The organism is Pseudomonas sp. 10S4 (assembly GCF_034344865.1).
In the GTDB taxonomy this organism is placed as follows: domain Bacteria; phylum Pseudomonadota; class Gammaproteobacteria; order Pseudomonadales; family Pseudomonadaceae; genus Aquipseudomonas.
In genome coordinates this window covers 6,919,994-6,940,156 of the sequence record NZ_CP133774.1, presented here as the reverse complement: position 1 = coordinate 6,940,156, position 20,163 = coordinate 6,919,994, and the positions used below count along the sequence as shown (strand labels likewise).

The following is a 20,163-nucleotide window of genomic DNA, read 5'->3' as shown; positions in this document are numbered from 1 at the left end:
GTTTACGGGATCACTCTCAGGCCATTGATGCCCAACCCTCGCTCTCTAAGATGGAACTCACACGCCCGAGCGAGCACCTCCATGACCTCAGCCAAAACCCTCTACGACAAACACATCGATGCCCACACGGTGTGTCGCCTCGATGACCAGGGCCATGTCCTGTTGTATATCGATCGCCAGGTCATCAACGAATACACCAGCCCTCAAGCCTTCAGCGGTCTGCGCGAGGCCAAACGCAATGTCTGGCGCCCGGAAACCGCACTGGCGGTGGTCGATCACGTCAACCCGACGGCGCCGGTGCGTATCGCCGCGATGCCGGATGCCGGCGGTGCGCGGCAGGTGTCGTACCTGGCGGAAAACTGCCGGGACTTCGGCATCGAACTGCTCGACATCCTCGACAAGCGCCAGGGCATCGAACATGTAATCGCCCCGGAACAGGGTTTCATCCTGCCGGGCATGGTGATCGCCGCGGGCGACAGTCACACCACCACTTACGGCGCCCTTGGGGCCTTCGGTTTCGGCATCGGTACCTCGGAGATCGAACACCTGCTGGCGTCCCAGACCTTGGTCTACAAACGCCTGAAAAGCATGCGCGTGACTGTGGACGGTGAACTGGCAATCGGACTGACCTCCAAGGACGTGATCATGGCGCTGATCGGCCAGATCGGCGCATCGGGCGCCACCGGGTATGCCATCGAATTTCGCGGTTCGACCATCGATGCCTTAAGCGTCGAAGCCGCATGACCATCTGCAACATGGCCGTTGAGGCCGGTGCCCGCGGCGCCTTCATGGCGCCGGACGAGAAAGTCTTCGCCTACCTCAAGGACAAACCCCGGGCGCCCAAAGGTCAGGTCTGGGATCGCGCGGTGGAGAAATGGCGCACCTTGCACACGGATGCGGGCGCGCAGTTCGACTGCGAAGTGGAACTGGATGCCAGCACTCTGGAACCGATGGTCACCTGGGGCACCAGCCCGGACCAGGCCTCGCCCATCGGCGCGCGGGTCCCGGACCCGCAAGCCGTCAGCGACCTGATCCTGCGCCAGGACATGCGCCGCGCCCTGAACTACATGGGCCTGGAGGCCGGCATGCCGCTGAGCGAGATCGTCATCAGCCATGCCTTTATCGGTTCCTGCACCAACGCCCGCATCGAAGACCTGCGCGATGCCGCCAGCGTGGTGCGCGGCAAACACGTCGCCAGCCATGTGCGGGCGATGATTGTGCCGGGCTCCACCGAAGTGCGCGATCAGGCCGAAGCCGAAGGCCTGGCGGCGATCTTTATCGATGCCGGGTTCGAATGGCGCCAGTCCGGCTGCTCGATGTGCCTGGCAATGAATGACGATGTGCTGGCCCCAGGTGACCGCTGCGCTTCCAGCACCAACCGCAATTTCGAAGGCCGGCAGGGCGCCGGCGCCCGCACCCATCTGATGAGCCCGGCGATGGTCGCTGCGGCCGCCATCACCGGGCGCCTGACCGACATTCGTCACTTTGGAGACCGCGCATGAGCCTGCAACCCTTCACTCAAGTCAGCGGTAAAGCTGCGCCGATGCTGGCGGCCAACATCGACACCGACGTGATCATGCCCAAGCAATTCCTCAAGGGCATCGACCGTGCCGGGCTGGATCGCGGGTTGTTTTTCGATCTGCGGTTTATGCCGGACGGTTCGCTCAATCCCGAGTTCGTGCTGAACCAACCGGCGTGGCAAGGCGCGAGCTTCATGGTGGTCGGGCCGAATTTCGGCTGCGGGTCGAGCCGGGAACATGCGGTGTGGGGGTTAAAGCAGATGGGGATTCGAGCGTTGATTGGCAGCAGTTTCGCCGGGATCTTTTACGACAATTGCCAGCGCAATGGGGTCTTGTTGATCACGCTGGAAGAGGCGGTGTTGCAGCGGCTTGGGCAGGTGGTCAGCCAGCCGGACAGCGCTGAAATCAGCGTTGATCTGGAGTCGCAGCAGATTCGCCTGAGCGATGGCCAGGTCATCCCGTTCGAGATCGACACCTTGCGCAAAACCGCCTTACTGCTCGGGCTGGATGCCATCGGCAGCACCCTTCAGCGCCGCGAGCAGATCAAAGCCTTCGAGCGCGAGCATCTGGCCGCGAATCCCTGGTTGGGCTGAAATCGCTTTCGCGGGCAAGCCTCGCTCCTACAGGATCGCGCATTATTCGCGAACAACACTGTACCTGTAGGAGCGAGGCTTGCCCGCGAAGAGGCCCGCACAGACAACACACCTCAAACCGACAACCCCTTGAAATGCTCCTGCAAAAACTCCACACACGCCCGTAACTTCCCGGAATACGCCAACCGCGTCGGGTACACCGCCCAGACATTCGCGCTCTGGGTGTAATCCGCCAGCACCTGCACCAACCGCCCTTGTTCCAGCAACGGCTTCACGTCCCACAATGAGCGCAGCAGCACGCCGCGCCCATCCAGTGCCCACTGCAAGACAATCTCGCCGTTATTGGACGACAGCGGCCCGCTGACCCGCACGCTCTCCTGAACCCCATCGCGCTCCAGGTTCCAGATGCCGAACGCGTTGTCGCGTTCCTTGATCACCAGGCAATGATGCTGTTCCAGGTCCGCCAGCGTCTGCGGCGTACCGTGACGTTCCAGGTAACCGGGCGCCGCACATAAAACACGACGGTTACTCACCAGCCGCCGACCGATGTGCTGGCCGGGAATGTCATCGCCCACGCGGATCTCCAGGTCAAAGCCTTCGCTGACGATGTCCACCACTCGATCAAACAGGTCCAGGCGAATCTCCAGCTCCGGATAACGCTCGGCCAACAGCGACACAGCCGGCGCCACATGGTTACGGCCGAAACCGAAACTGCTGCACAAATGCAGACGCCCGCGAGGGCTGTCGTGGGCGTCGGAGAGTTCGTCGTGCAGTTGCTGAAAGTCATCGAGAATGCGCAAGGCCCAGCGCTGCACCCGCTCGCCATCCTCGGTCAGCGCGATGCGGCGGCTGGTGCGATGCAGCAGGCGAGTGCCGAGGGTGGTCTCGAGAATCTGGATGCGTTTGCTGACGTAGGCGGGGGACAGCCCCAGCTCATCGGCAGCTGCGGCGAAACCGCTTTTGCGGATGACGGTGAGTAAAACACGCAGGTCTTCGGGTAGGGGCACGGTGTCTTTCTTGATGGTCATGACAGAACGAGCACTGGCGGCATGAGCCGCCAGCATAGCATCGGTGTGCAGGCTTTCTATTCTGCGGAAAGCTTGGCTGCGGCCCGGGCATGACGTCCGCGCTTGAGCGCAATCGGCGCCATTTTGCTGCGATCCAGTTCACCTTCCCACGCGGCCACCACCAAGGCTGCCACCGCGTTACCAATGATGTTGGTCAGGGACCGGCATTCAGCCATGAAGCGGTCGACCCCGAGGATCAATACCATCGCTGCCACCGGAACCGTCGGCACCACCGCGAGGCTCGCCGCCAAAGCGACAAAGCCTGCACCAACCACCGCGCCCGCGCCTTTTGAAGTCAGCATCGCCACTGCCAGCAGCGTCAATTGCTGCTCCAGCGTCAGGTCAATGTTGGTTGCCTGGGCCAGGAACAACACCGCGAGGGTCATATAGATGTTGGTGCCGTCCAGGTTAAAGGTGTAGCCGGTCGGCACCACGATGCCGACCACGCCTTTCGACGCGCCGAGGCTTTCCAGCTTCTGGATCAACTGCGGCAGTGCCGATTCCGAAGAGCTGGTGCCGAGCACGATCAACAGTTCAGCCTTGATGTACGCCAGCAGTTTGAAAATGCTGAACCCGGCATAGCGGGCAATGCTGCCCAGCACGCAAGCGACGAAGATAAACGCCGTCAGGTAGAACGTGCCGATCAACTTCAGCAGCGGCAACAGCGAACCGAGACCGTACTTGCCGATGGTGAAGGCAATCGCGCCGAACGCCCCGATCGGCGCCACGCGGCTGATGATCCCGACAATGCGGAAAAACACCTCGCTGGCCTGGTTGATGATGCCCACTAGCGGGCGACCCTTTTCCCCGACCATCACCAGTGCAATCCCGAACAGCACCGAAACAAACAGCACCGGCAAAATTTCGCCCTGTGAGAACGCCTCGAAAAACGTCGTCGGAATTACGTGCAACAGAAACCCGGTGACGCCTTCGCCATGTTGGGCCTGGCCGACGAAACCGGCGATGGCCGACGTGTCGAGGGTCTTCACGTCGATATTGAAACCCGCACCCGGATGCAGTGCATGAGCGGCCAGCAACCCGATCAACAGCGCGATGCTGGAGACCACTTCGAAATACAGCAGCGCCTTGCCACCGACCCGGCCCACCTGTTTTACGTCGTGCATGCTGGTGATCCCGGAGACCACGGTGCAGAAGATGATCGGGCCGATGATCATCTTGATCATCTTGATCAGCTTGATGAAGCCGTCGCCCAACGGCTTGAGATCGATGCCGACCTGCGGCCAGTAATGCCCGATCACAATGCCCAGGGCGATGGCGATCAGCACCTGCACATAGAGGGTTCCCAGCAGTTTTCTGATTGTCATTTTTATTATCTCCAGAGGTTTTTTGGGCATGCCGATCCCGCACGGGCCAGTGACGGCCCGCGACGAGCGGCGGGTTCAGGTCAGTAAGGCGCGGCTATCAGCGCAGGAAATCCAGGACTTCGGCGAGTAGCAGTTCGGGGGCTTCTTCGGCGATGTAATGGCCGGCGGGCAGCGCTTTGCCGCGCACGTCCGTGGCCACGCGTTGCCACTCCTTGAGCGGCTCGAAGCAGCGGCCGACCGTGCCTTCGGCGCCCCACAACACCAGCAGGGGAAGATTCAACTGATGGCCGGCGTCGATGTCGGCGCGGTCGTGGTCCAGATCAATGCTGGCACTGGCGCGGTAGTCCTCGCAGATCCCGCGCGCGGTGCCGGGCAGTTTCAGGCAACGCAGGTATTCGCCAAACGCCTCGGCGGTGAACGGCTTGAGCCCGGCGCTGCGGCTGCCCATCACACTGCGCAGGTACGCTTCGGGATCGGCCTCGATCAGGGTTTCCGGCAACGGTGCCGGGCGGATCAGGAAGAACCAGTGCCAGTAGGCGCGGGCGAACGCTTCGTTGGTTTGCGCGTACATCGACAGGGTCGGGGCGATATCGAGCAGGACCATGCGTTGCATCGGCATCGGGATGATCCAGCGCCAGACGATGGGCGACCCGGGCGCCACGGTCATGGGCCAGCACCGAGAACCGCTCGAAGCCCAAGGACTGCATCAGCGCCACACCGTCCTTGGCCATTTCGCGTTTGGAGTAGTGGGTGTGCTGATCGTTGGCCAGCGGTTTGGCGCTGTCGCCGTAACCGCGCAGGTCGGCGGCGACCACGGTGAAATGCTCGGCCAGTTGTTCGGCGATTTTGTGCCAGATGACGTGAGTCTGCGGGTGACCGTGCAACAACAGCAGGCCCGGCCCGGTGCCGCCGATGCGGTAGGCAATGTCCACGCCGTTGACGTGGCGCTGGTCTTTCAGGAATCCGGCGAACATGGGGAGTGACTCCTTGTTGTAGTTGCCTGCATCCTGAAATTGTTGGCGTGTTAGGGCAAGGCGCAAAGCGTGGGGCGTTTGTTCATGAAGTGTGTTCGAGGAATATGCGCTGTCTGGAATGCCGCCTTCGCGAGCAAGCCCGCTCCCACAGTAGATCGGCTGTGTACACAAAATATGTGATCCACACCGATCCCCTGTGGGAGCGGGCTTGCTCGCGAAGAGGCCCGGTCAGGCACTGAAGACTCAACCCTGACTAAACATCTCCTTCGCCCTCTGCTCAATCTGCTCCTGCGTCAGGTCTTCCTTGCGTGTCGCCAGGAACCACAAATGCCCGTAGGGATCCTTCAAGGTCCCCGAGCGGTCGCCATAAAACTGATCTTTGACCTCGGACACCACCGTGCCACCGGCAGCAATTGCCTTGGCATAGGACTTGTCGACATCGGTCACATACAGGTGCAACCCCACGGACGGTGACTTGTCCGGGTTGCTCAACGGTCCTTGATCGCACGGCGTGCCGAGCATGATCGGGCAGTCGCCGATGCGCAGTTCAGCGTGGCCGATACCGCCGTCGGGCATGGACAGGCGCATGACTTCAATGGCGCCAAAGGCTTTTTTGTAGAACTCGATGGCTTCAGCGGCTTTCTGAATGCCCAGGTACGGGGTGATGCTGTGATAACCCTCTGGAATGGGTTTGACGCTCATGACGGTTCTCCCTGTTTTTTGTTATGGGTCAAAAGTATTACGAGCGGACAAATATAGTAGGAGCTGCCGAAGGCTGCGATCTTTTGACTTGGTTCTTGATCTTCTCAATGCCGAAACCACCAAAGATCAAGATCAAAAGATCGCAGCCTTCGGCAGTTCCTACAGGTGTTGGGCGCAAAAACGCCACTGTTCAGCCATCAACAGTGAAGCAGCAGATTGCTCGGGTTTGTCACCAGGAAACCCGGTAAACCCCCGAAAACATTGGGTGATACAGTCGGCACAGAAGCTGCAATGACCTCCTCAAAACACTGTTGTCGAGAGTCTTGCATGCCTGAATCTGCCGTTTATCCGATCAACCCGCCGGCCGCCCATCGGATCGCCGACGAAACCGAAGCCCTGCGCGTCGCCGAACGCGTGGCCGCCGTTTTGTTGGAACAAGACGCCGAGCGCGACCGTAGTCGCCAGGTGCCCGCCGAGATCGTCGATCTGTATTCCAACAGCGGTCTGTGGGGCATCAGCGTGCCTCGGGAGTTCGGTGGCGCGCAGGTGTCCTATGCGGTACTGGCGCAGGTGATCGCGATCATTTCGGCCGCGGATCCATCCCTCGGGCAGATCCCGCAAAACCACTATTGCCTGCTGGAAGACATTCGCCTGCAAGGCACGCCCGAGCAACAGGCGCATTTCTTTGGCCTCGCGCTGCAAGGTCATCGGTTCGCCAACGCGCTGTCGGAAACTGGTGGCAAGAACGTGCAGGACATCCAGGCGACCATTCGCCCGTTCGGCGATGGGCACGTAATCAACGGGCGCAAGGGGTACTGCACCGGTTCGCTCTACGCACATTGGCTGGCGGTGCTGGCGCTGGATGAAGAGCAGAAGGGCCAGTTGTCGTTCGTCGAGCGCGGCACAACCGGGCTGGTGATCGTCGACGATTGGGACAGCATCGGCCAGCGCACCACCTCCAGCGGCACGGTGTTGGCCGAGGACCTGCACGTGCCAGCGTTCAATGTGTTCCCGACCTGGCGTTCCTATGAAAGCCCAACCTTGGCCGGCCCGTTCGCGCAACTGACCACCGCCGCCATCGACGCCGGCATCGCCCGCGCGGCCCTGCGTGACACCATCGCCTTCGTCCAGCAATTCGCCCGGCCATGGATCGACGCCGGTGTGGAAAAGGCCAGCGAAGACCCACTGACCATCATCCAGGTCGGTGGCCTGGAAATTCGCCTGGAAGCCGCCGAAGCCTTACTCGAACGGGCCGGTTGGGCGCTGGACGCAGCACGTCCGGCACCCGATGAAGACAACGTCGCCCGCGCCTCGCTGGCTGTCGCGAAGGCCAAAGTGCTGACCACCGAAATTGCGATTGAGGCCAGCAACAAACTCTTCGAGCTCGGCGGCACCCGCTCGACTCTGAAGAAGCACAACTTCGACCGTCACTGGCGCAACGCTCGGGTCCACACCCTGCACGACCCGGTGCGCTGGAAGTACCACGTGGTCGGCAACTGGCTGCTCAACGGCGTGAAGCCGCCGCGCCACGATTGGTCCTGACCATGGCCGAGTTACTGAAACACATCTATTGGGCGGACATCGCCCAGGCCTGCCTCGACACCCTGAGCATGCTGGGTGCGGCCCTCGGTTTTACCGTGTTGCTGGGGCTGCCACTGGGAGTGGTGCTGTTCCTCACCGGCAAGCGCCAGTTGCATGAGGCTGTCGGGGTTTACCGGGTGTTGTCGGTGATCGTGAATATGCTGCGTTCGCTGCCGTTCATCATTTTGCTGATCGTGATGATTCCCTTGACCACGCTGCTGGTCGGCACCTCGCTCGGGGTGCCGGGGACGATTCCGCCGCTGGTGGTCGGTTGCACGCCGTTCTTCGCGCGGCTGGTGGAAACCGCGTTGCGCGAGGTCGATCGCGGGGTGGTGGAAGCGACGCAGGCGATGGGCGGAACCACCTGGCAAATCATCCGCCACACCTTGTTGCCCGAAGCCCGGGGAGGGTTGCTGGCGGCGGTCACGGTGACCGCGATTGTGCTGGTGGATTACACGGCGATGGCCGGGGTGATTGGTGGCGGAGGGCTGGGCGACCTGGCGATCCGCTACGGCTATCAGCGTTTTCAGGCAGACGTGATGGTGGTCACCGTGATGTTGCTGCTGATCCTGGTGCAGGCCCTGCAAATGACCGGCGACCGGTTGGTGGCGCGCTACAGCCGACGCTAAACATTCGATTCAATTTCATTCAAAAAAATCAGGCCCCACGTCCGCCCCACGACGGCCACTCAATCTGCCTTGGAGCACACCATGAAAAAGACCCTGGCCATTCTGGCTGCCGTCCTGTCGTTCAGCGTTCACGCCAACGAAAAACTCATCGTCGGCGCCACCCCGGTGCCGCACGCGGAAATCCTCGAATTCGTCAAACCGATCCTGGCCAAGGAAGGCGTGGACCTGGACATCAAGGTTTTCAATGACTTTATCCAGCCCAACCAGCAACTGGCGCTGAAAAACCTCGATGCCAACTATTACCAGTACCGGCCGTTCCTCGACGACTACAACAAGACTCGCCACACCGACCTGGTGCCGGTGGTCGGCGTGCACATCGAACCGTTCGGTGCTTACTCGACCAAGATCAAAAACATCGCCGAGTTGAAGGATAGCGCCACGGTGTCGATCCCCAATGACCCGGTGAACACGGGGCGCGCACTGGTGCTGTTGCACGAGGCCGGGCTGATCAAACTCAAGGACCCAAGCAACACCCTGGCCACTCAGCGCGACATTATCGACAACCCCAAGCACCTGAAGATTCGTGAACTGGAAGGTGCATTGCTGGCGCGCTCGGTGAGTCAGGTGGACCTGGCGTTTGTTTTTGCCAACTACGCCCTGGAAGCGGGGATCGACACCAACAGCGCGTTGATCGTCGAGAAGGGCAAGAGCCTGTACATCGAGTTCCTGGTCGCCCGGCCGGACAACATCAACGATCCGCGTATCCAGAAACTGGCCAAGGCGTTGAATTCCGATGAAGTTCGGCAGTTCATTTTGACCCGATACAAAGGGCAGATTGCGCCGGGGTTCTGAGTTCATCTGAGTGGTTGAGTGATCTCATTGTGGCGAGGGGCTTGCCCCGTTCGGCTGCGCAGCAGTCGTAAAACCAGCGCGCGGTCTGTCTGAAGAACCTAATTCGCTGGTTTCAGGGCCGCTTCGCGACCCAACGGGGGCAAGCCCCCTCGCCACAGGGTGGGAACGATCACTCGAGCAACTGCGCCCCCGGTCCACGCTCCCCGAGCACATCGCCAAAATTGCGCAACGGACACGCTTCCATCGACAAACACCCACACCCGATGCAGCCATTCAACCGGTCCCGCATCAGGGTCAACTGCTTGATCCGCTGATCCAGATCCTGGCTCCACTGCGCCGACATCACTTTCCAGTCCGCCGCCGTCGGTGCGCGGTTGTCCGGTAAGTTCTTCAACGCGTCCCCAATCTCCGCCAACGGAACCCCTAGCCGTTGCGCGACCTTGATCAGCGCCACCCGGCGCAACACTTCCCGCGGATAACGGCGCTGGTTGCCCTGATTGCGATGGCTCTTGATCAAGCCCTTGGTTTCATAGAAGTGCAGGGCGGTCACGGCCACGCCGCTGCGGGTGGCAACCTCGCCGACGGTGAGTTCTTTGTGCAGGTTCTGCGCGGTGATCATTGGAAAAACTCCTTGACCTCTAGTTAACTCGAGGTTTTACCCTGCAAGCCTTCGGATCGCAAGGTCCGGTTAACCGGTGAGTGGGGAGTCTTTATGCCGATGTCAGAGAAAAACCGCAGTTTCACCCAATTGATCGAATTCGAGATTGAACCGCATCAGCAACCGGCTCTAGTGTCGGCGCTGTCTGTCCAGACCGAGCGTCTGGCCCAGGATTTCAGCGGGTTTCTGAGTGCGAGCATCCAGGCCAGCGACGATGGTCGGCGGGTGCTCAATTACCTGCAATGGCAATCCCGCGAGGCCGGGGAAGCCGCATTCCAGCACTTTGAAAGCGGCGAGCAGGATTTCTGGCAACTGATCCGCGCCCACAAGGCGAAAGCCGTAACGTTCGGCTCCTTCCAGGTGCTGCACAGCCTGGAGCGCAGTCACGACAACGCGCTGCACTGCAATTTGGTGCATTCCCGGTAAGCGCCTAGATCGACAACTGCATCAAGCGCTCGCCTTGCACGTTTTCCGTCGGGCGGCGTTTGTTCACTGCCAGTTCGCCGATCTTGATCAACCGCGTGCGGGTCACGTTGCGGCTCAAGCCCAGCAATGCGGCGGTGTGCACCTGGTTGTAATGGTTGAAGCGGTAAGCCGCGCGCAACAACGCGTCTTCGACTTTTTCGTGCAGCGCCCCGGCCTGTTCCTCGAAGAGCTTTTGAAAGGCTCGGTCGAGCAAGGCTTCCGGCGAATCGTCGACGTTGCCGTGGTGATCGTCCTGGCGCTCGATGCGCATGTTCGACAGGCGCAAGTCATCGCGTTCGATCACGCCGTTACGGCAGATCAGCAGAGTGTGGTGAATGACGTTTTCCAGTTCGCGGATGTTGCCCGGCCAACTGTAGCTGCGCAGTTTCAGTTCGGCTTCTTTGCTGATGGTGATCGTGCCGTAGCCGAGGCGCTGGCTGTAGGCTTCGACGAAGTGCCGGGTCAGCGGCAGGATGTCGCCGGGACGGTCGCGCAGCGGACTTAATTCAAGGCTGACGACGTCGAGGCGGTAATACAGATCTTCGCGGAAGTGCCCAGCGTTGATGGCTTTTTCCAGTTGCACATTGGTCGCCGCCAGCACCCTCACGTCGATGGGAATGCTCTTGCGCGAACCGAGTCGCACCACTTCACGCTCCTGCAACACCCGCAACAACTTGACCTGAATCGCCATCGGCAAATCGCCGATTTCATCGAGGAACAAGGTGCCGCCATCCGCCTCTTCAAACCACCCGGCCTTGGCGCTGAGGGCGCCAGTGAAGGCGCCTTTTTCATGGCCGAACAGCTCGGCTTCGACCAGGGATTCGGAGAACGCGCCGCAGTTCACCGCCACGAACGGCCGGTTACGCCGGGCGCTGAGGTTGTGGATGTGCCGCGCCACCAGCTCCTTGCCGGTGCCGGTTTCACCGATGATCAGCACGCTGGCTTCACTCGGGGCGACCTGTTGTAAATGCGCGAGCAACGCCTGGGATTTCGGATCTTCGAACACCTGCGCGGTGGCGCGGATCGACGTAGCGAGGGCGGGTGAGGGCGGTAGGGTCAGCAGTTGCATGGCAGCAGGCTCCATGAAGAGAAGGCTATGAATAGAAAGTCGGAATCGGCAGGGACTGGTTCAACGCCCAATCACCCAGTTCATGGAGTTTGTAATCCACCGGGTCGTGCAGGGTTTGCGTGCGCAGGTTGCGCCAGTGGCGGTCCAGTCGCAGCGAGGCGTGGGTCGAGCGCGCGCCGGTCACTTCGAACAAGCGGCTACAGAGTTCCAGGCCATTGCGGGTGGCAGCGACCTTGGCCGTGGCAATCGCTGTCGCCAGATGCCCGCGTTCTTCGGCGCTGAGATTCGGGCCTTTGGCCCAGGCCTTGTCGAGCAGTTCGGCGGCGCGTTCCACCAGCAATCGAACCCCTTCGAGAGCGACCCAGAATTCGCCGTAATGGCCGAGTACGTAGGGATCTTCACGCACATCCTGGGCGCTGGATTTATGCCAGGGTCGGGTTTCGGTGAGGGTGTATTGCCGCGCTTCTTCGAACGCCCCTTCGGCAATGCCAAGGAACATGTGGGTGAACGTCAGTTGAGCAATCAATGGCCGCAGGCAAGCGAACGGTGTGCTCAACGGACCCGGATCGAGCAGCAGTTCCGATTCCTCGACCCGCACCCGTTCGAACGTCGCGCTGCCGCTGTCGGTCTGGCGCTGGCCCATGTTGTTCCAGTCGTTGTGCAGGGTGATACCGCTGCGACCGCTGGGGATCGCGGCGATCAACAGCTTGCCGCCAGCGCTTTCATCGACCGCCGAGGCGATCAGCATTTGTGAATCGCTGGCGCCGGAGCAGAAACTCTTCTTGCCGGAAAACTCGCGCCAGCCGCCGAGGTTCTTCACCACGGTGCGGGTGTCCAGCGGATTGAGGGCGTTGCCCCAGAACCAGTTCTTGCGCGCGGTTTGTTCGAACCACGGTTGCCACTGTTCGGGTTTGGCGAACAGGCGCACGGTGGCGAGCATCAGGTGATGGAAACCGAAGACATGGGCAATCGAGCTGTCGACCTTGGCGAACTCGCGGACGATGCTCAGGGTGTCACTCCAGCTGGCGCCGAGGCCGCCGTACTGGGTGGGAATGCTTAAGGCGAGCAGACCGCTGTGGCGCAAGGCATCACGTTCAGCCTTGGGCGTACCGCCGCGTTCGTCGCGCTCGACGGCGGTCAGGGCAAACTCGGCCGCCAACTGGCGAGCGGTGTGCAAAGGGGATAGCAGGGCGCTTTGTGGTTTGGCCGTCACGCGGGGGTTCCTCATTGAAGTCGACGTAATCCCTGTGGGAGCTGGCTTTTGTGGCGAGGGGCTTGCCCCCGTTGGGCTGCGAAGCGGCCCCAAAACCTGAGAGCCGAGCATTTATTGATACTGCGCGTCAGCCTGTTTTACGACTGCTGCGCAGCCGAACGGGGCAAGCCCCCTCGCCACAATTAATCCCGACAGCCCACAGACCGGTTCTATCAGGCTGTCGCTTTGGTGGGCAGCACATCATTGGCAATCATTTCGCCAAACGGCCCGGTGAGGTTGGTGACGCCCCGGCCAGCCAGGCTCGCATACGGTTCTGGCAGCAGCGGGAACACCAGCTCGGCAAAGCGATACGCCTCTTCCAGGTGCGGATAACCGGAGAAGATAAAGCTCTCGATCCCCAGGTCCGCGTACTCCTTGATCCTCGCCGCCACTTGTTGCGGATCGCCCACCAGTGCAGTCCCGGCACCGCCGCGCACCAGGCCGACACCGGCCCACAGGTTGGGCGCGATTTCCAGGTTGTCGCGACGTCCATCATGCAACGCGGCCATGCGCCGCTGGCCTTCGGAATCAAAACGCGAGAACGACTTCTGTGCGGCGGCGATGGTCTCGTCGCTGATGTGCTCAATCAGTTTGTCGGCAGCTTTCCAGGCCTCTTCGGCCGTCTCGCGAACGATCACGTGCAGGCGAATTCCGAACTTCACCGTGCGCCCGTTGCGTGCAGCACGCTCACGCACATCGGCGAGTTTTTCTGCCACGGCGGCCGGTGGCTCGCCCCAGGTAAGGTAAACATCGACCTGTTCGGCAGCGAGTTCATGGGCCGCTTCAGAAGAACCACCGAAGTACAGCGGCGGATAGGGTTTCTGCACCGGCGGATACAACGCCTTGGCGTTTTGTACTTGCAGGTGCTTGCCTTCGAAGTCGACGGATTCGCCTTGCAGCACCCGACGCCAGATCTGCAGGAATTCGTCGGTGACTTCGTAGCGCTCGCTGTGGTCGAGGAAGATCCCGTCGCCACGGTTTTCATCCGGGTCGCCGCCAGTCACCACGTTGATCAGCAGTCGGCCATTGGACAGACGATCCAGTGTGGCGGCCATGCGCGCCGAGACCGTCGGCGAAATAATTCCCGGACGAATCGCCACCAGGTACTTCAGTCGTTCGGTCAACGGCACCAGCGCCGAGGCGATCACCCACGAGTCTTCGCAGGAGCGACCGGTGGGAATCAGTACACCGTGGTAACCAAGGCTGTCCGCGGCCTGGGCCACTTGTTTCAGATAGTTGAGCGTCACCGGGCGGGCGCCCTGGGTAGTGCCCAGGTAATGACCGTCGCCGTGGGTCGGCAGGAACCAGAAAACATCCATGAAGAAATCCTTAAGCGATTTTCAGCAGATTTTTGGGGTGCACGCCAAACAATGGCGCAGCGCGTTCTGCAGCAAGGCGAATGCGGGCCTTCAAGGGCTCACTGGTTATTTGATAATTCGAGAAATCGGCTTCGGTGGCGTAGACGCCAATCGGCAGGGTCAGGGCCTGGAAGAAACTGAACAGCGGCCGCAGTTGATGATCGAGCATCAGTGCATGCCGCTCGCTGCCACCGGTCGCGGCCAACAGCACGGGGGTGTCGATCAGCGCATTGAGATCGATCAGGTCGAACAGGTGCTTGAGCAAGCCGGGGTACGAACCGCGATAAACCGGGGCGGCGACGATCAGCAGATCAGCGCTTTCGATGGCTTGCAGTTCGGCTTCAATCTCGGCACTCAGTTCCTGGCGGGCGAGGGCGGCGCCCAGTGGTCGGGCAATGTCGCCCAGTTCGATCAGCTTGCTCTCGATCTGCAACTGTTCGGCCAGTTCCGCCAACAGGGCTTGGGTCAGTACCAAAGTGCGGGACGGACGCCAGGTACCGCCGGAGAGGGCAACGACTTTCAGTGGACGCGACATGATCAGTTCCTTTTTAAACAGTTGCTCAGGGAGCAGTGAATAGTCACTGGGCCTGAGCAAGACCTGTACCAATCCTTCGAGGCCCCTGTTTTCGGGGCTTTCAGCGCCGTGAACAGCGCAAGCTGTGCGATTTCCAGGGCTGTTTGTTGAATGACTGTTGCCTGGCAAACAGTTGCGTGGGCAACAGTGGTTGAAGCGATGGAGTTGTTATAAAGGCTTGTTGTTATTCCTCAAAAGATCATTAAAAGATATTTATAGATCATAAATGAATATGCACTTATCCCTGTTGGAGCTGCCGAAAGCTGCAATCTTTTGATTTTTAAGCCTCATTGCCTCCAACCCTGATACCCACTATCGAGAGCGTTGATTTCTACCAAACCCAGGCCGGGCGTAGCCTTCACCCATCGCTAAACAAAAGAATGTCAGGACGCTCCCCATGAATCGGTTACTCGCTGTTTCCTTGCTGCTCGCCGTCTCCGTACTCACTGGATGTGCAAGCCATGTTTCCCCGGAATTGCGCCCCTACACCGCCGAAGAAACCAAGGAACTGGCGCTGGAAGCCTTGAACCGCCGGGGTTTGTCCTTCGATGAATACCAAATGAAAAAAGCTGCATTGCTCGGCCAGCCACAGAAGTCCTACGGTTTTGATAGCCAAGGCGAAATGAACGCCGAGCGTGCCGTACACCTTCACGGTCGCCCAAGCTGATTCGCGACTGTACTGCTCGAACTTTCACGTAACTGTCCGTGGGTTTTGCGCAAGGCGTGCGATAGGGTCAATACCTGACTGACCCTGACGGACTGCCACCGATGACGCTCTCGCTCGATCTGCTGCTGGGCTTCGCCCTGTTTGCCCTCGTCACCTCAATTACTCCCGGCCCGAACAACACCATGTTGCTGGCATCGGGCGTGAACTTCGGCTTTAATCGCACCATCCCCCATATGCTCGGCATCACTTGCGGCTTCTTTGTCCTGGTGGTCGCGGTGGGTTTCGGCCTGGGCGCGGTGTTTCAAACCTATCCGTTGCTCTACACGGTTTTGCGTTACGTCGGCGCGGCGTACTTGCTCTACCTGGCGTGGAAGATCGCCCATTCCGGTCCCGTCTCCGAGAGCGAAAAGGGCGAAAGTAAACCGATCAGTTACCTCAGCGCTGCGGCGTTTCAGTGGGTCAATCCCAAGGCCTGGATCATGGCCATCGGTGCCATCAGTACCTACACGCCGATGCAGGGCTACTTCACCAATGTGATCGTGATTGCGGCAGTGTTCGCCTTGATCAACCTGCCTAGCGTTGGTGTCTGGGCGGGTTGCGGTACTTTGTTGCGCAATGTGTTGAAGGATCGCCGTTGGTTGCGGATCTTCAACTGGGGCATGGCCCTGCTGCTGGTGGCTTCGTTGTATCCGTTGTTGATCGAAAGCTTTCGCTGACGCATTGCTTCAACCGGTTGGCCGATGCCTGTTAAGCTCGACTTCAGGAGCGTTCCTACGCACTTTTAAATGAAGTTGTTCTTCTTTAACGGCCTCCGATCAGGTATTGCTTACGTGCGGATTATTCGGCGTCGCTCACAAGGCGACGCTTTGACCTATCCAGTCACGAGCTTCCTGATCCCGGAACATGCTCTGCGAGTCTTTTTATGAATAAACGTCCGCTATATTTCGACTACGCCGCCACCACGCCGGTGGATGAGCGGGTCATCAAGGTCATGGTCGAGTGTCTGGGTTTCAACGGCAATTTCGGCAACCCGGCGTCCAGCTCCCATGCGTTCGGCCAGCAGGCCCGGCAATCGGTCGAGCAGGCGCGCCAGCAAGTGGCCAAACTGGTGGGGGCCCAGGCTGATCAAATCGTCTGGACCTCTGGCGCCACCGAGTCCAATAACCTCGCGCTCAAAGGTGTCGCCCAGGCCCGTGGTGTGTCCGGCGGCCACATCATCACCAGCCAGATCGAACACAAGGCGATTCTCGACACCGCGAAACAATTGCAGGACGCCGGTGTGGCGGTCACCTATCTGGTGCCGGACGCTGAAGGCCTGATCACCCCGCAAGCGGTCAGCGAAGCCATGCGTGACGACACGTTTCTGGTGTCGCTGATGCTGGTTAATAATGAATTGGGCACGGTCAACGACATCCCGGCCATCGGCCAGGTGGTGCGAAATCGTGACGCGTTGTTTCACGTCGACGCCGCCCAGGGTGCAGGTAAAGTCGCGATCGACCTGGCCGAATGGCCGGTGGATCTGATGTCATTTTCCGCTCACAAAATCTATGGCCCCAAAGGCATCGGCGCGCTCTATGTCGGTCCGCGTGCACACCAGCGTTTGCAGGCGCAGATCCATGGCGGCGGCCACGAGGGCGGGTTGCGTTCCGGCACCCTGGCCACTCACCAGATCGTCGCGATGGGCGAGGCGTTTGCGTTGGCGGCGACCTTGTTCGATGACGAAAAAGCGACCGTCGTTCATCTGCGTGAGCGTCTGCTCGAACAACTATTGAATATCCCCGGCGTGCGCCTCAACGGCAGCGCGACCCAACGTATTCCTCATACGCTGAGCCTGACCTTCGGTGAAGGTGAGTTCAATGCGGCGGCGCTGGGCCATTCGATCGCATTTTCCGCGACCTCGGCCTGCAACTCCGCCAGCAATGCTCTGTCCCATGTGTTGCTGGCGCTGGGGCACGACGCTCGCTCGGCCGGCCGCACCATCCGCTTGAGCCTGGGGCGTTTCACCACCGAGCAAGACATCGATCAAGCGGTCGAACTGATTAAAGCGGCTTGCGCCAGTGCGCCGGCATTCTGGCAATAGGGCTATGAAAGCGCCGACTCAGATCGGCATTCAACAATAATGATGAAGTGGTTAGCAGGAGACATGATGAGTACGCAGCCTTTGATCAATGGATTGGTACCCCAGCGCCTGGCGCAAACCCGCGAGCTGATGAGCCGGGAGGGTATTCATGCCCTGCTGGTGCCGTCGGCCGACCCGCATTTGTCGGAATACCTGCCGGGTTACTGGCAAGGTCGGCAATGGCTGTCGGGCTTCCACGGCTCGGTCGGCACTCTGATCGTCACGCCGGATTTTGCCGGTGTCTGGGCCGACAGTCGTTATTGGGAGCAAGCGAGCAAGGAGCTCAAGGGCAGTGGCATCGAACTGGTCAAGCTGCAACCGGGTCAACCCGGGCCGCTGGACTGGCTGGCGGAACAAACCCCTGAAGGTGGCGTCGTTGCCGTCGATGGTGCAGTGATGGCTGTGGCGTCGGCGCGGACGCTGGGCGGCAAACTCGAAGAACGCGGTGCCCGACTGCGCACTGACATCGATTTGTTGAGCGAAGTCTGGAGCGACCGTCCGACGCTGCCGAACGAGCCGATCTATCAACATTTGCCGCCGCAAGCGACCGTCAGTCGTGGCGAGAAACTCGCCAAGCTGCGCGAAACGCTTGAGGCGCGCGGTGCCGACTGGCATTTCATCGCCACCCTTGATGACATCGCCTGGCTGTTCAACCTGCGCGGCGGCGATGTGTCGTTTAATCCGGTGTTCGTGTCCTTCGCCTTGATCAGCCAGAAGCAGGCCACCTTGTTCGTGGCCTTGAGCAAAGTCAGCGCCGAACTGCGTGCGATCCTCGAACAGGACGGCGTGACACTGCGCGACTACAGCGAAGTGGCCGATGCCCTGCGCGCTGTGCCGAACGGCGCGAGCCTGCAGGTCGATCCGGCCCGCGTTACTGCCGGTCTACTGGATAACCTGAGCAGTGGCGTGAAACTGCTGGAAGGCCTGAACCCGACTACTTTGGCCAAATCACAGAAAAGCCTGGCCGACGCTGAACACATTCGTCAGGCCATGGAGCAGGACGGCGCGGCGCTGTGCGAATTTTTCGCCTGGCTGGAGTCGGCATGGGGCCGCGAGCGCATCACCGAACTGACCATCGACGAACACCTGACCGCCGCCCGTACCCGGCGTCCGGATTATGTGTCGCTGAGTTTCAACACCATTGCCGCATTCAACGCCAATGGCGCGATGCCGCACTACCACGCCACTGAAGAAGAACATGCAGTTATCGAGGGTGACGGCCTGTTGTTGATCGACTCCGGCGGCCAGTACCTGGGCGGCACCACCGACATTACGCGGATGGTTCCGGTCGGTACGCCGACCGATGAGCAGAAACGCGATTGCACGCGGGTGCTCAAGGGCGTGATCGCGTTGTCCCGTGCGCAATTCCCTCGGGGCATTCTGTCGCCGCTGCTGGACTCCATCGCTCGCGCGCCGATCTGGGCGGAGAGCGTGGATTACGGTCACGGCACCGGTCATGGCGTCGGTTACTTCCTGAACGTTCATGAGGGCCCTCAAGTGATAGCCTATCAAGCCGCAGCCGCACCGCAAACTGCGATGCAGCCGGGGATGATTACCTCCATTGAGCCGGGGACTTATCGTCCGGGTCGTTGGGGCGTGCGGATCGAAAACCTGGTGTTGAACCGTGAAGCAGGCAAGAGCGAGTTCGGTGAGTTCCTGAAATTCGAAACCCTGACCCTGTGCCCGATCGACACTCGATGCCTTGAGCCGTCGTTGCTGACGCTGGACGAAAAACAGTGGTTCAACGCCTATCACGCCGAAGTGTGTGAGCGCTTGAGCCCGTTGCTCGACGGTGCTGCCCTTGAATGGTTGAAAACCCGGACCGCAGCTATCTGACCGGTTTGAGTTCAGGCGCTGTCTCCAGCGCCTGACTCATGTAATCGACAAAGGCTTTAACCCTGGCCGATTGGCGACGATTGGCCGGGGACACGGCATGAATCGGCAGTGGCTGTGCGCTGTAGTCTTTAAGAATCGCTGTGACACGGCCTGCCTTCAGATCCTCGCTGAACAGCCATACCGGCGACAGTGCAATCCCCAATCCCCCCAAGACCATTTCGCGGATCGCCTCGGAGTTGTTGCTCTGTGCATTCCCCTTGATCCGCACTTCGTGGCGTTGGGCGTCTTTCTCGTAAACCCACAGGTTTTGGCTGTTCAGCAGGTTGAACTGCAGGCAGTTGTGCTCGCTTAAGTCCTGTGGCGTTTGTAGTGTTTTGTGTTGCTTGAGGTAATCGGGCGCAGCCACGGTCACTCGGTGCGTGGTGCCGATATGGCGAGCAATCATGCCGCTGTCATTCAGCTCGCCGATCCGGAAACTGACGTCCAGTCCTTCGCTGACCAGGTCCTGGTTTTGGTCGCTTAATTGCAGGTCGATGTGTACTTGTGGGTATTTTTTGAGGAAACCTGGCAGTCGCGTCGCAATTTGCATGCGTCCAAAACTCACCGATGAGCCGATCCTTAGATTGCCGGCGACGGTCTCGCGTCCCGATTGAAAACTGTGTTCTGCGGCGTCGACGGCGGCGAGGATCTGTCGGCATTCGCTGTAGTACCGCTGACCTTCGTCCGTCAGGGACAGTTGCCGAGTGCTGCGGGAAATCAGCTTTCCGCCCAGTTCGGTTTCCAGCGCCCGCAGGACTTTGCTGATGGTCGGCTGGCTGGTCTGCAATTCCCGGGCAACTGCCGAAAAGCTGCCGCGCTCGACTACCCGGACGAAAACCGCCATTGCGTTGAGTTTGTCCACGGGGTTTCTCATTGATGCCAA

General features: G+C 60.3%; 19 protein-coding genes and 1 pseudogene. 10 read left to right on the top strand and 10 right to left on the bottom strand.

Going from position 1 to position 20,163, the window contains the following annotated elements; translation table 11 throughout:
- Positions 1–81: 81 nt before the first annotated feature.
- A pseudogene (leuC, locus tag RHM58_RS32310) lies at positions 82–1,502 on the top strand (3-isopropylmalate dehydratase large subunit).
- Complete coding sequence (gene leuD, locus RHM58_RS32305) at positions 1,499–2,113, top strand: 3-isopropylmalate dehydratase small subunit (protein ID WP_322269203.1); 615 nt, start codon at positions 1,499–1,501, stop codon at positions 2,111–2,113. Before leuC ends, leuD begins: the two are co-directional and overlap by 4 nt.
- A gap of 113 nt (positions 2,114–2,226) precedes the next feature.
- Here the strand turns inward: leuD and RHM58_RS32300 are convergent, their stop codons facing one another.
- The 4 genes from RHM58_RS32300 to RHM58_RS32285 form a co-directional block, all read right to left on the bottom strand.
- Positions 2,227–3,177 (bottom strand): LysR substrate-binding domain-containing protein, encoded by a 951-nt coding sequence (locus RHM58_RS32300; RefSeq protein WP_201256345.1) that lies wholly within the window; start codon positions 3,175–3,177, stop codon positions 2,227–2,229.
- Positions 3,178–3,197: 20 nt separating this feature from the next.
- Entirely contained in the window at positions 3,198–4,505 is a 1,308-nt protein-coding gene (gene dctA, locus RHM58_RS32295; RefSeq protein ID WP_322269202.1) for a C4-dicarboxylate transporter DctA, read from the bottom strand.
- A gap of 320 nt (positions 4,506–4,825) precedes the next feature.
- Positions 4,826–5,479, bottom strand: coding sequence for an alpha/beta fold hydrolase (locus tag RHM58_RS32290; protein WP_416195288.1), 654 nt, complete (start codon positions 5,477–5,479; stop codon positions 4,826–4,828).
- 243 nt (positions 5,480–5,722) lie between these two features.
- Positions 5,723–6,181, bottom strand: a complete 459-nt coding sequence (locus RHM58_RS32285) for a VOC family protein (protein ID WP_201191158.1) — start codon at positions 6,179–6,181, stop codon at positions 5,723–5,725.
- Between the two features lie 327 nt (positions 6,182–6,508).
- Here RHM58_RS32285 and RHM58_RS32280 point away from each other — a divergent pair, with 327 nt between their 5' ends.
- From RHM58_RS32280 to RHM58_RS32270, 3 genes are all read left to right on the top strand, one after another.
- Positions 6,509–7,723: an SfnB family sulfur acquisition oxidoreductase gene (locus RHM58_RS32280; RefSeq protein ID WP_322269201.1), complete on the top strand. Its 1,215-nt coding sequence runs from the start codon at positions 6,509–6,511 to the stop codon at positions 7,721–7,723.
- A 2-nt stretch (positions 7,724–7,725) separates the two neighbouring features.
- Positions 7,726–8,391 (top strand): methionine ABC transporter permease, encoded by a 666-nt coding sequence (locus tag RHM58_RS32275; protein ID WP_322269200.1) that lies wholly within the window; start codon positions 7,726–7,728, stop codon positions 8,389–8,391.
- Positions 8,392–8,472: 81 nt separating this feature from the next.
- Positions 8,473–9,243 (top strand): MetQ/NlpA family ABC transporter substrate-binding protein, encoded by a 771-nt coding sequence (locus RHM58_RS32270; protein WP_322269199.1) that lies wholly within the window; start codon positions 8,473–8,475, stop codon positions 9,241–9,243.
- A 169-nt stretch (positions 9,244–9,412) separates the two neighbouring features.
- Here RHM58_RS32270 and soxR read toward each other — a convergent pair whose 3' ends face one another.
- On the bottom strand, positions 9,413–9,862 hold the full coding sequence (gene soxR, locus RHM58_RS32265) for a redox-sensitive transcriptional activator SoxR (protein ID WP_201256342.1): 450 nt from the start codon (positions 9,860–9,862) through the stop codon (positions 9,413–9,415).
- 93 nt (positions 9,863–9,955) lie between these two features.
- On the opposite strand from soxR, the gene RHM58_RS32260 reads away from it, so the two are divergent.
- The gene (locus RHM58_RS32260) at positions 9,956–10,327 is read left to right on the top strand and encodes an antibiotic biosynthesis monooxygenase (protein WP_201205379.1); all 372 of its coding nucleotides are present in this window, start codon (positions 9,956–9,958) and stop codon (positions 10,325–10,327) included.
- A gap of 4 nt (positions 10,328–10,331) precedes the next feature.
- Here the strand turns inward: RHM58_RS32260 and RHM58_RS32255 are convergent, their stop codons facing one another.
- From RHM58_RS32255 to msuE, 4 genes are all read right to left on the bottom strand, one after another.
- Positions 10,332–11,435, bottom strand: coding sequence for a sigma-54 interaction domain-containing protein (locus RHM58_RS32255; RefSeq protein WP_322269198.1), 1,104 nt, complete (start codon positions 11,433–11,435; stop codon positions 10,332–10,334).
- Positions 11,436–11,460: 25 nt separating this feature from the next.
- A complete protein-coding gene (locus tag RHM58_RS32250; protein ID WP_201256341.1) occupies positions 11,461–12,663 on the bottom strand; it encodes an acyl-CoA dehydrogenase family protein in 1,203 nt (400 codons plus the stop codon).
- Between the two features lie 197 nt (positions 12,664–12,860).
- Complete coding sequence (ssuD, locus tag RHM58_RS32245; RefSeq protein WP_123409526.1) at positions 12,861–14,006, bottom strand: FMNH2-dependent alkanesulfonate monooxygenase; 1,146 nt, start codon at positions 14,004–14,006, stop codon at positions 12,861–12,863.
- A 10-nt stretch (positions 14,007–14,016) separates the two neighbouring features.
- Positions 14,017–14,580, bottom strand: coding sequence for an FMN reductase (gene msuE / locus RHM58_RS32240; RefSeq protein WP_322269197.1), 564 nt, complete (start codon positions 14,578–14,580; stop codon positions 14,017–14,019).
- A gap of 436 nt (positions 14,581–15,016) precedes the next feature.
- Here msuE and RHM58_RS32235 point away from each other — a divergent pair, with 436 nt between their 5' ends.
- The 4 genes from RHM58_RS32235 (at position 15,017) to RHM58_RS32220 (ending at position 19,241) form a co-directional block, all read left to right on the top strand.
- Entirely contained in the window at positions 15,017–15,286 is a 270-nt protein-coding gene (locus RHM58_RS32235) for a hypothetical protein (RefSeq protein WP_201205369.1), read from the top strand.
- 101 nt (positions 15,287–15,387) lie between these two features.
- Positions 15,388–16,002, top strand: coding sequence for a LysE family translocator (locus tag RHM58_RS32230; protein ID WP_201191143.1), 615 nt, complete (start codon positions 15,388–15,390; stop codon positions 16,000–16,002).
- A gap of 206 nt (positions 16,003–16,208) precedes the next feature.
- A complete protein-coding gene (locus tag RHM58_RS32225) occupies positions 16,209–17,366 on the top strand; it encodes an aminotransferase class V-fold PLP-dependent enzyme (protein WP_322269196.1) in 1,158 nt (385 codons plus the stop codon).
- Between the two features lie 66 nt (positions 17,367–17,432).
- On the top strand, positions 17,433–19,241 hold the full coding sequence (locus tag RHM58_RS32220; protein WP_322269195.1) for an aminopeptidase P family protein: 1,809 nt from the start codon (positions 17,433–17,435) through the stop codon (positions 19,239–19,241).
- Here RHM58_RS32220 and RHM58_RS32215 read toward each other — a convergent pair.
- Entirely contained in the window at positions 19,234–20,154 is a 921-nt protein-coding gene (locus tag RHM58_RS32215) for a LysR family transcriptional regulator (protein ID WP_322269194.1), read from the bottom strand. The genes RHM58_RS32220 and RHM58_RS32215 overlap by 8 nt on opposite strands.
- Between the last annotated feature and the right edge of the window lie 9 nt (positions 20,155–20,163).

What these genes read in the sequence shown, in the direction of transcription:
- leuD (WP_322269203.1), top strand. Translation starts at nt 1,499, where the DNA reads ATGAGCCTGCAACCCTTCACTCAAGTCAGCGGTAAAGCTGCGCCGATG.
- RHM58_RS32300 (WP_201256345.1), bottom strand. Translation starts at nt 3,177, where the DNA reads ATGCTGGCGGCTCATGCCGCCAGTGCTCGTTCTGTCATGACCATCAAG.
- dctA (WP_322269202.1), bottom strand. Translation starts at nt 4,505, where the DNA reads ATGACAATCAGAAAACTGCTGGGAACCCTCTATGTGCAGGTGCTGATC.
- RHM58_RS32290 (WP_416195288.1), bottom strand. Translation starts at nt 5,479, where the DNA reads ATGTTCGCCGGATTCCTGAAAGACCAGCGCCACGTCAACGGCGTGGAC.
- RHM58_RS32285 (WP_201191158.1), bottom strand. Translation starts at nt 6,181, where the DNA reads ATGAGCGTCAAACCCATTCCAGAGGGTTATCACAGCATCACCCCGTAC.
- RHM58_RS32280 (WP_322269201.1), top strand. Translation starts at nt 6,509, where the DNA reads ATGCCTGAATCTGCCGTTTATCCGATCAACCCGCCGGCCGCCCATCGG.
- RHM58_RS32275 (WP_322269200.1), top strand. Translation starts at nt 7,726, where the DNA reads ATGGCCGAGTTACTGAAACACATCTATTGGGCGGACATCGCCCAGGCC.
- RHM58_RS32270 (WP_322269199.1), top strand. Translation starts at nt 8,473, where the DNA reads ATGAAAAAGACCCTGGCCATTCTGGCTGCCGTCCTGTCGTTCAGCGTT.
- soxR (WP_201256342.1), bottom strand. Translation starts at nt 9,862, where the DNA reads ATGATCACCGCGCAGAACCTGCACAAAGAACTCACCGTCGGCGAGGTT.
- RHM58_RS32260 (WP_201205379.1), top strand. Translation starts at nt 9,956, where the DNA reads ATGCCGATGTCAGAGAAAAACCGCAGTTTCACCCAATTGATCGAATTC.
- RHM58_RS32255 (WP_322269198.1), bottom strand. Translation starts at nt 11,435, where the DNA reads ATGCAACTGCTGACCCTACCGCCCTCACCCGCCCTCGCTACGTCGATC.
- RHM58_RS32250 (WP_201256341.1), bottom strand. Translation starts at nt 12,663, where the DNA reads ATGAGGAACCCCCGCGTGACGGCCAAACCACAAAGCGCCCTGCTATCC.
- ssuD (WP_123409526.1), bottom strand. Translation starts at nt 14,006, where the DNA reads ATGGATGTTTTCTGGTTCCTGCCGACCCACGGCGACGGTCATTACCTG.
- msuE (WP_322269197.1), bottom strand. Translation starts at nt 14,580, where the DNA reads ATGTCGCGTCCACTGAAAGTCGTTGCCCTCTCCGGCGGTACCTGGCGT.
- RHM58_RS32235 (WP_201205369.1), top strand. Translation starts at nt 15,017, where the DNA reads ATGAATCGGTTACTCGCTGTTTCCTTGCTGCTCGCCGTCTCCGTACTC.
- RHM58_RS32230 (WP_201191143.1), top strand. Translation starts at nt 15,388, where the DNA reads ATGACGCTCTCGCTCGATCTGCTGCTGGGCTTCGCCCTGTTTGCCCTC.
- RHM58_RS32225 (WP_322269196.1), top strand. Translation starts at nt 16,209, where the DNA reads ATGAATAAACGTCCGCTATATTTCGACTACGCCGCCACCACGCCGGTG.
- RHM58_RS32220 (WP_322269195.1), top strand. Translation starts at nt 17,433, where the DNA reads ATGAGTACGCAGCCTTTGATCAATGGATTGGTACCCCAGCGCCTGGCG.
- RHM58_RS32215 (WP_322269194.1), bottom strand. Translation starts at nt 20,154, where the DNA reads ATGAGAAACCCCGTGGACAAACTCAACGCAATGGCGGTTTTCGTCCGG.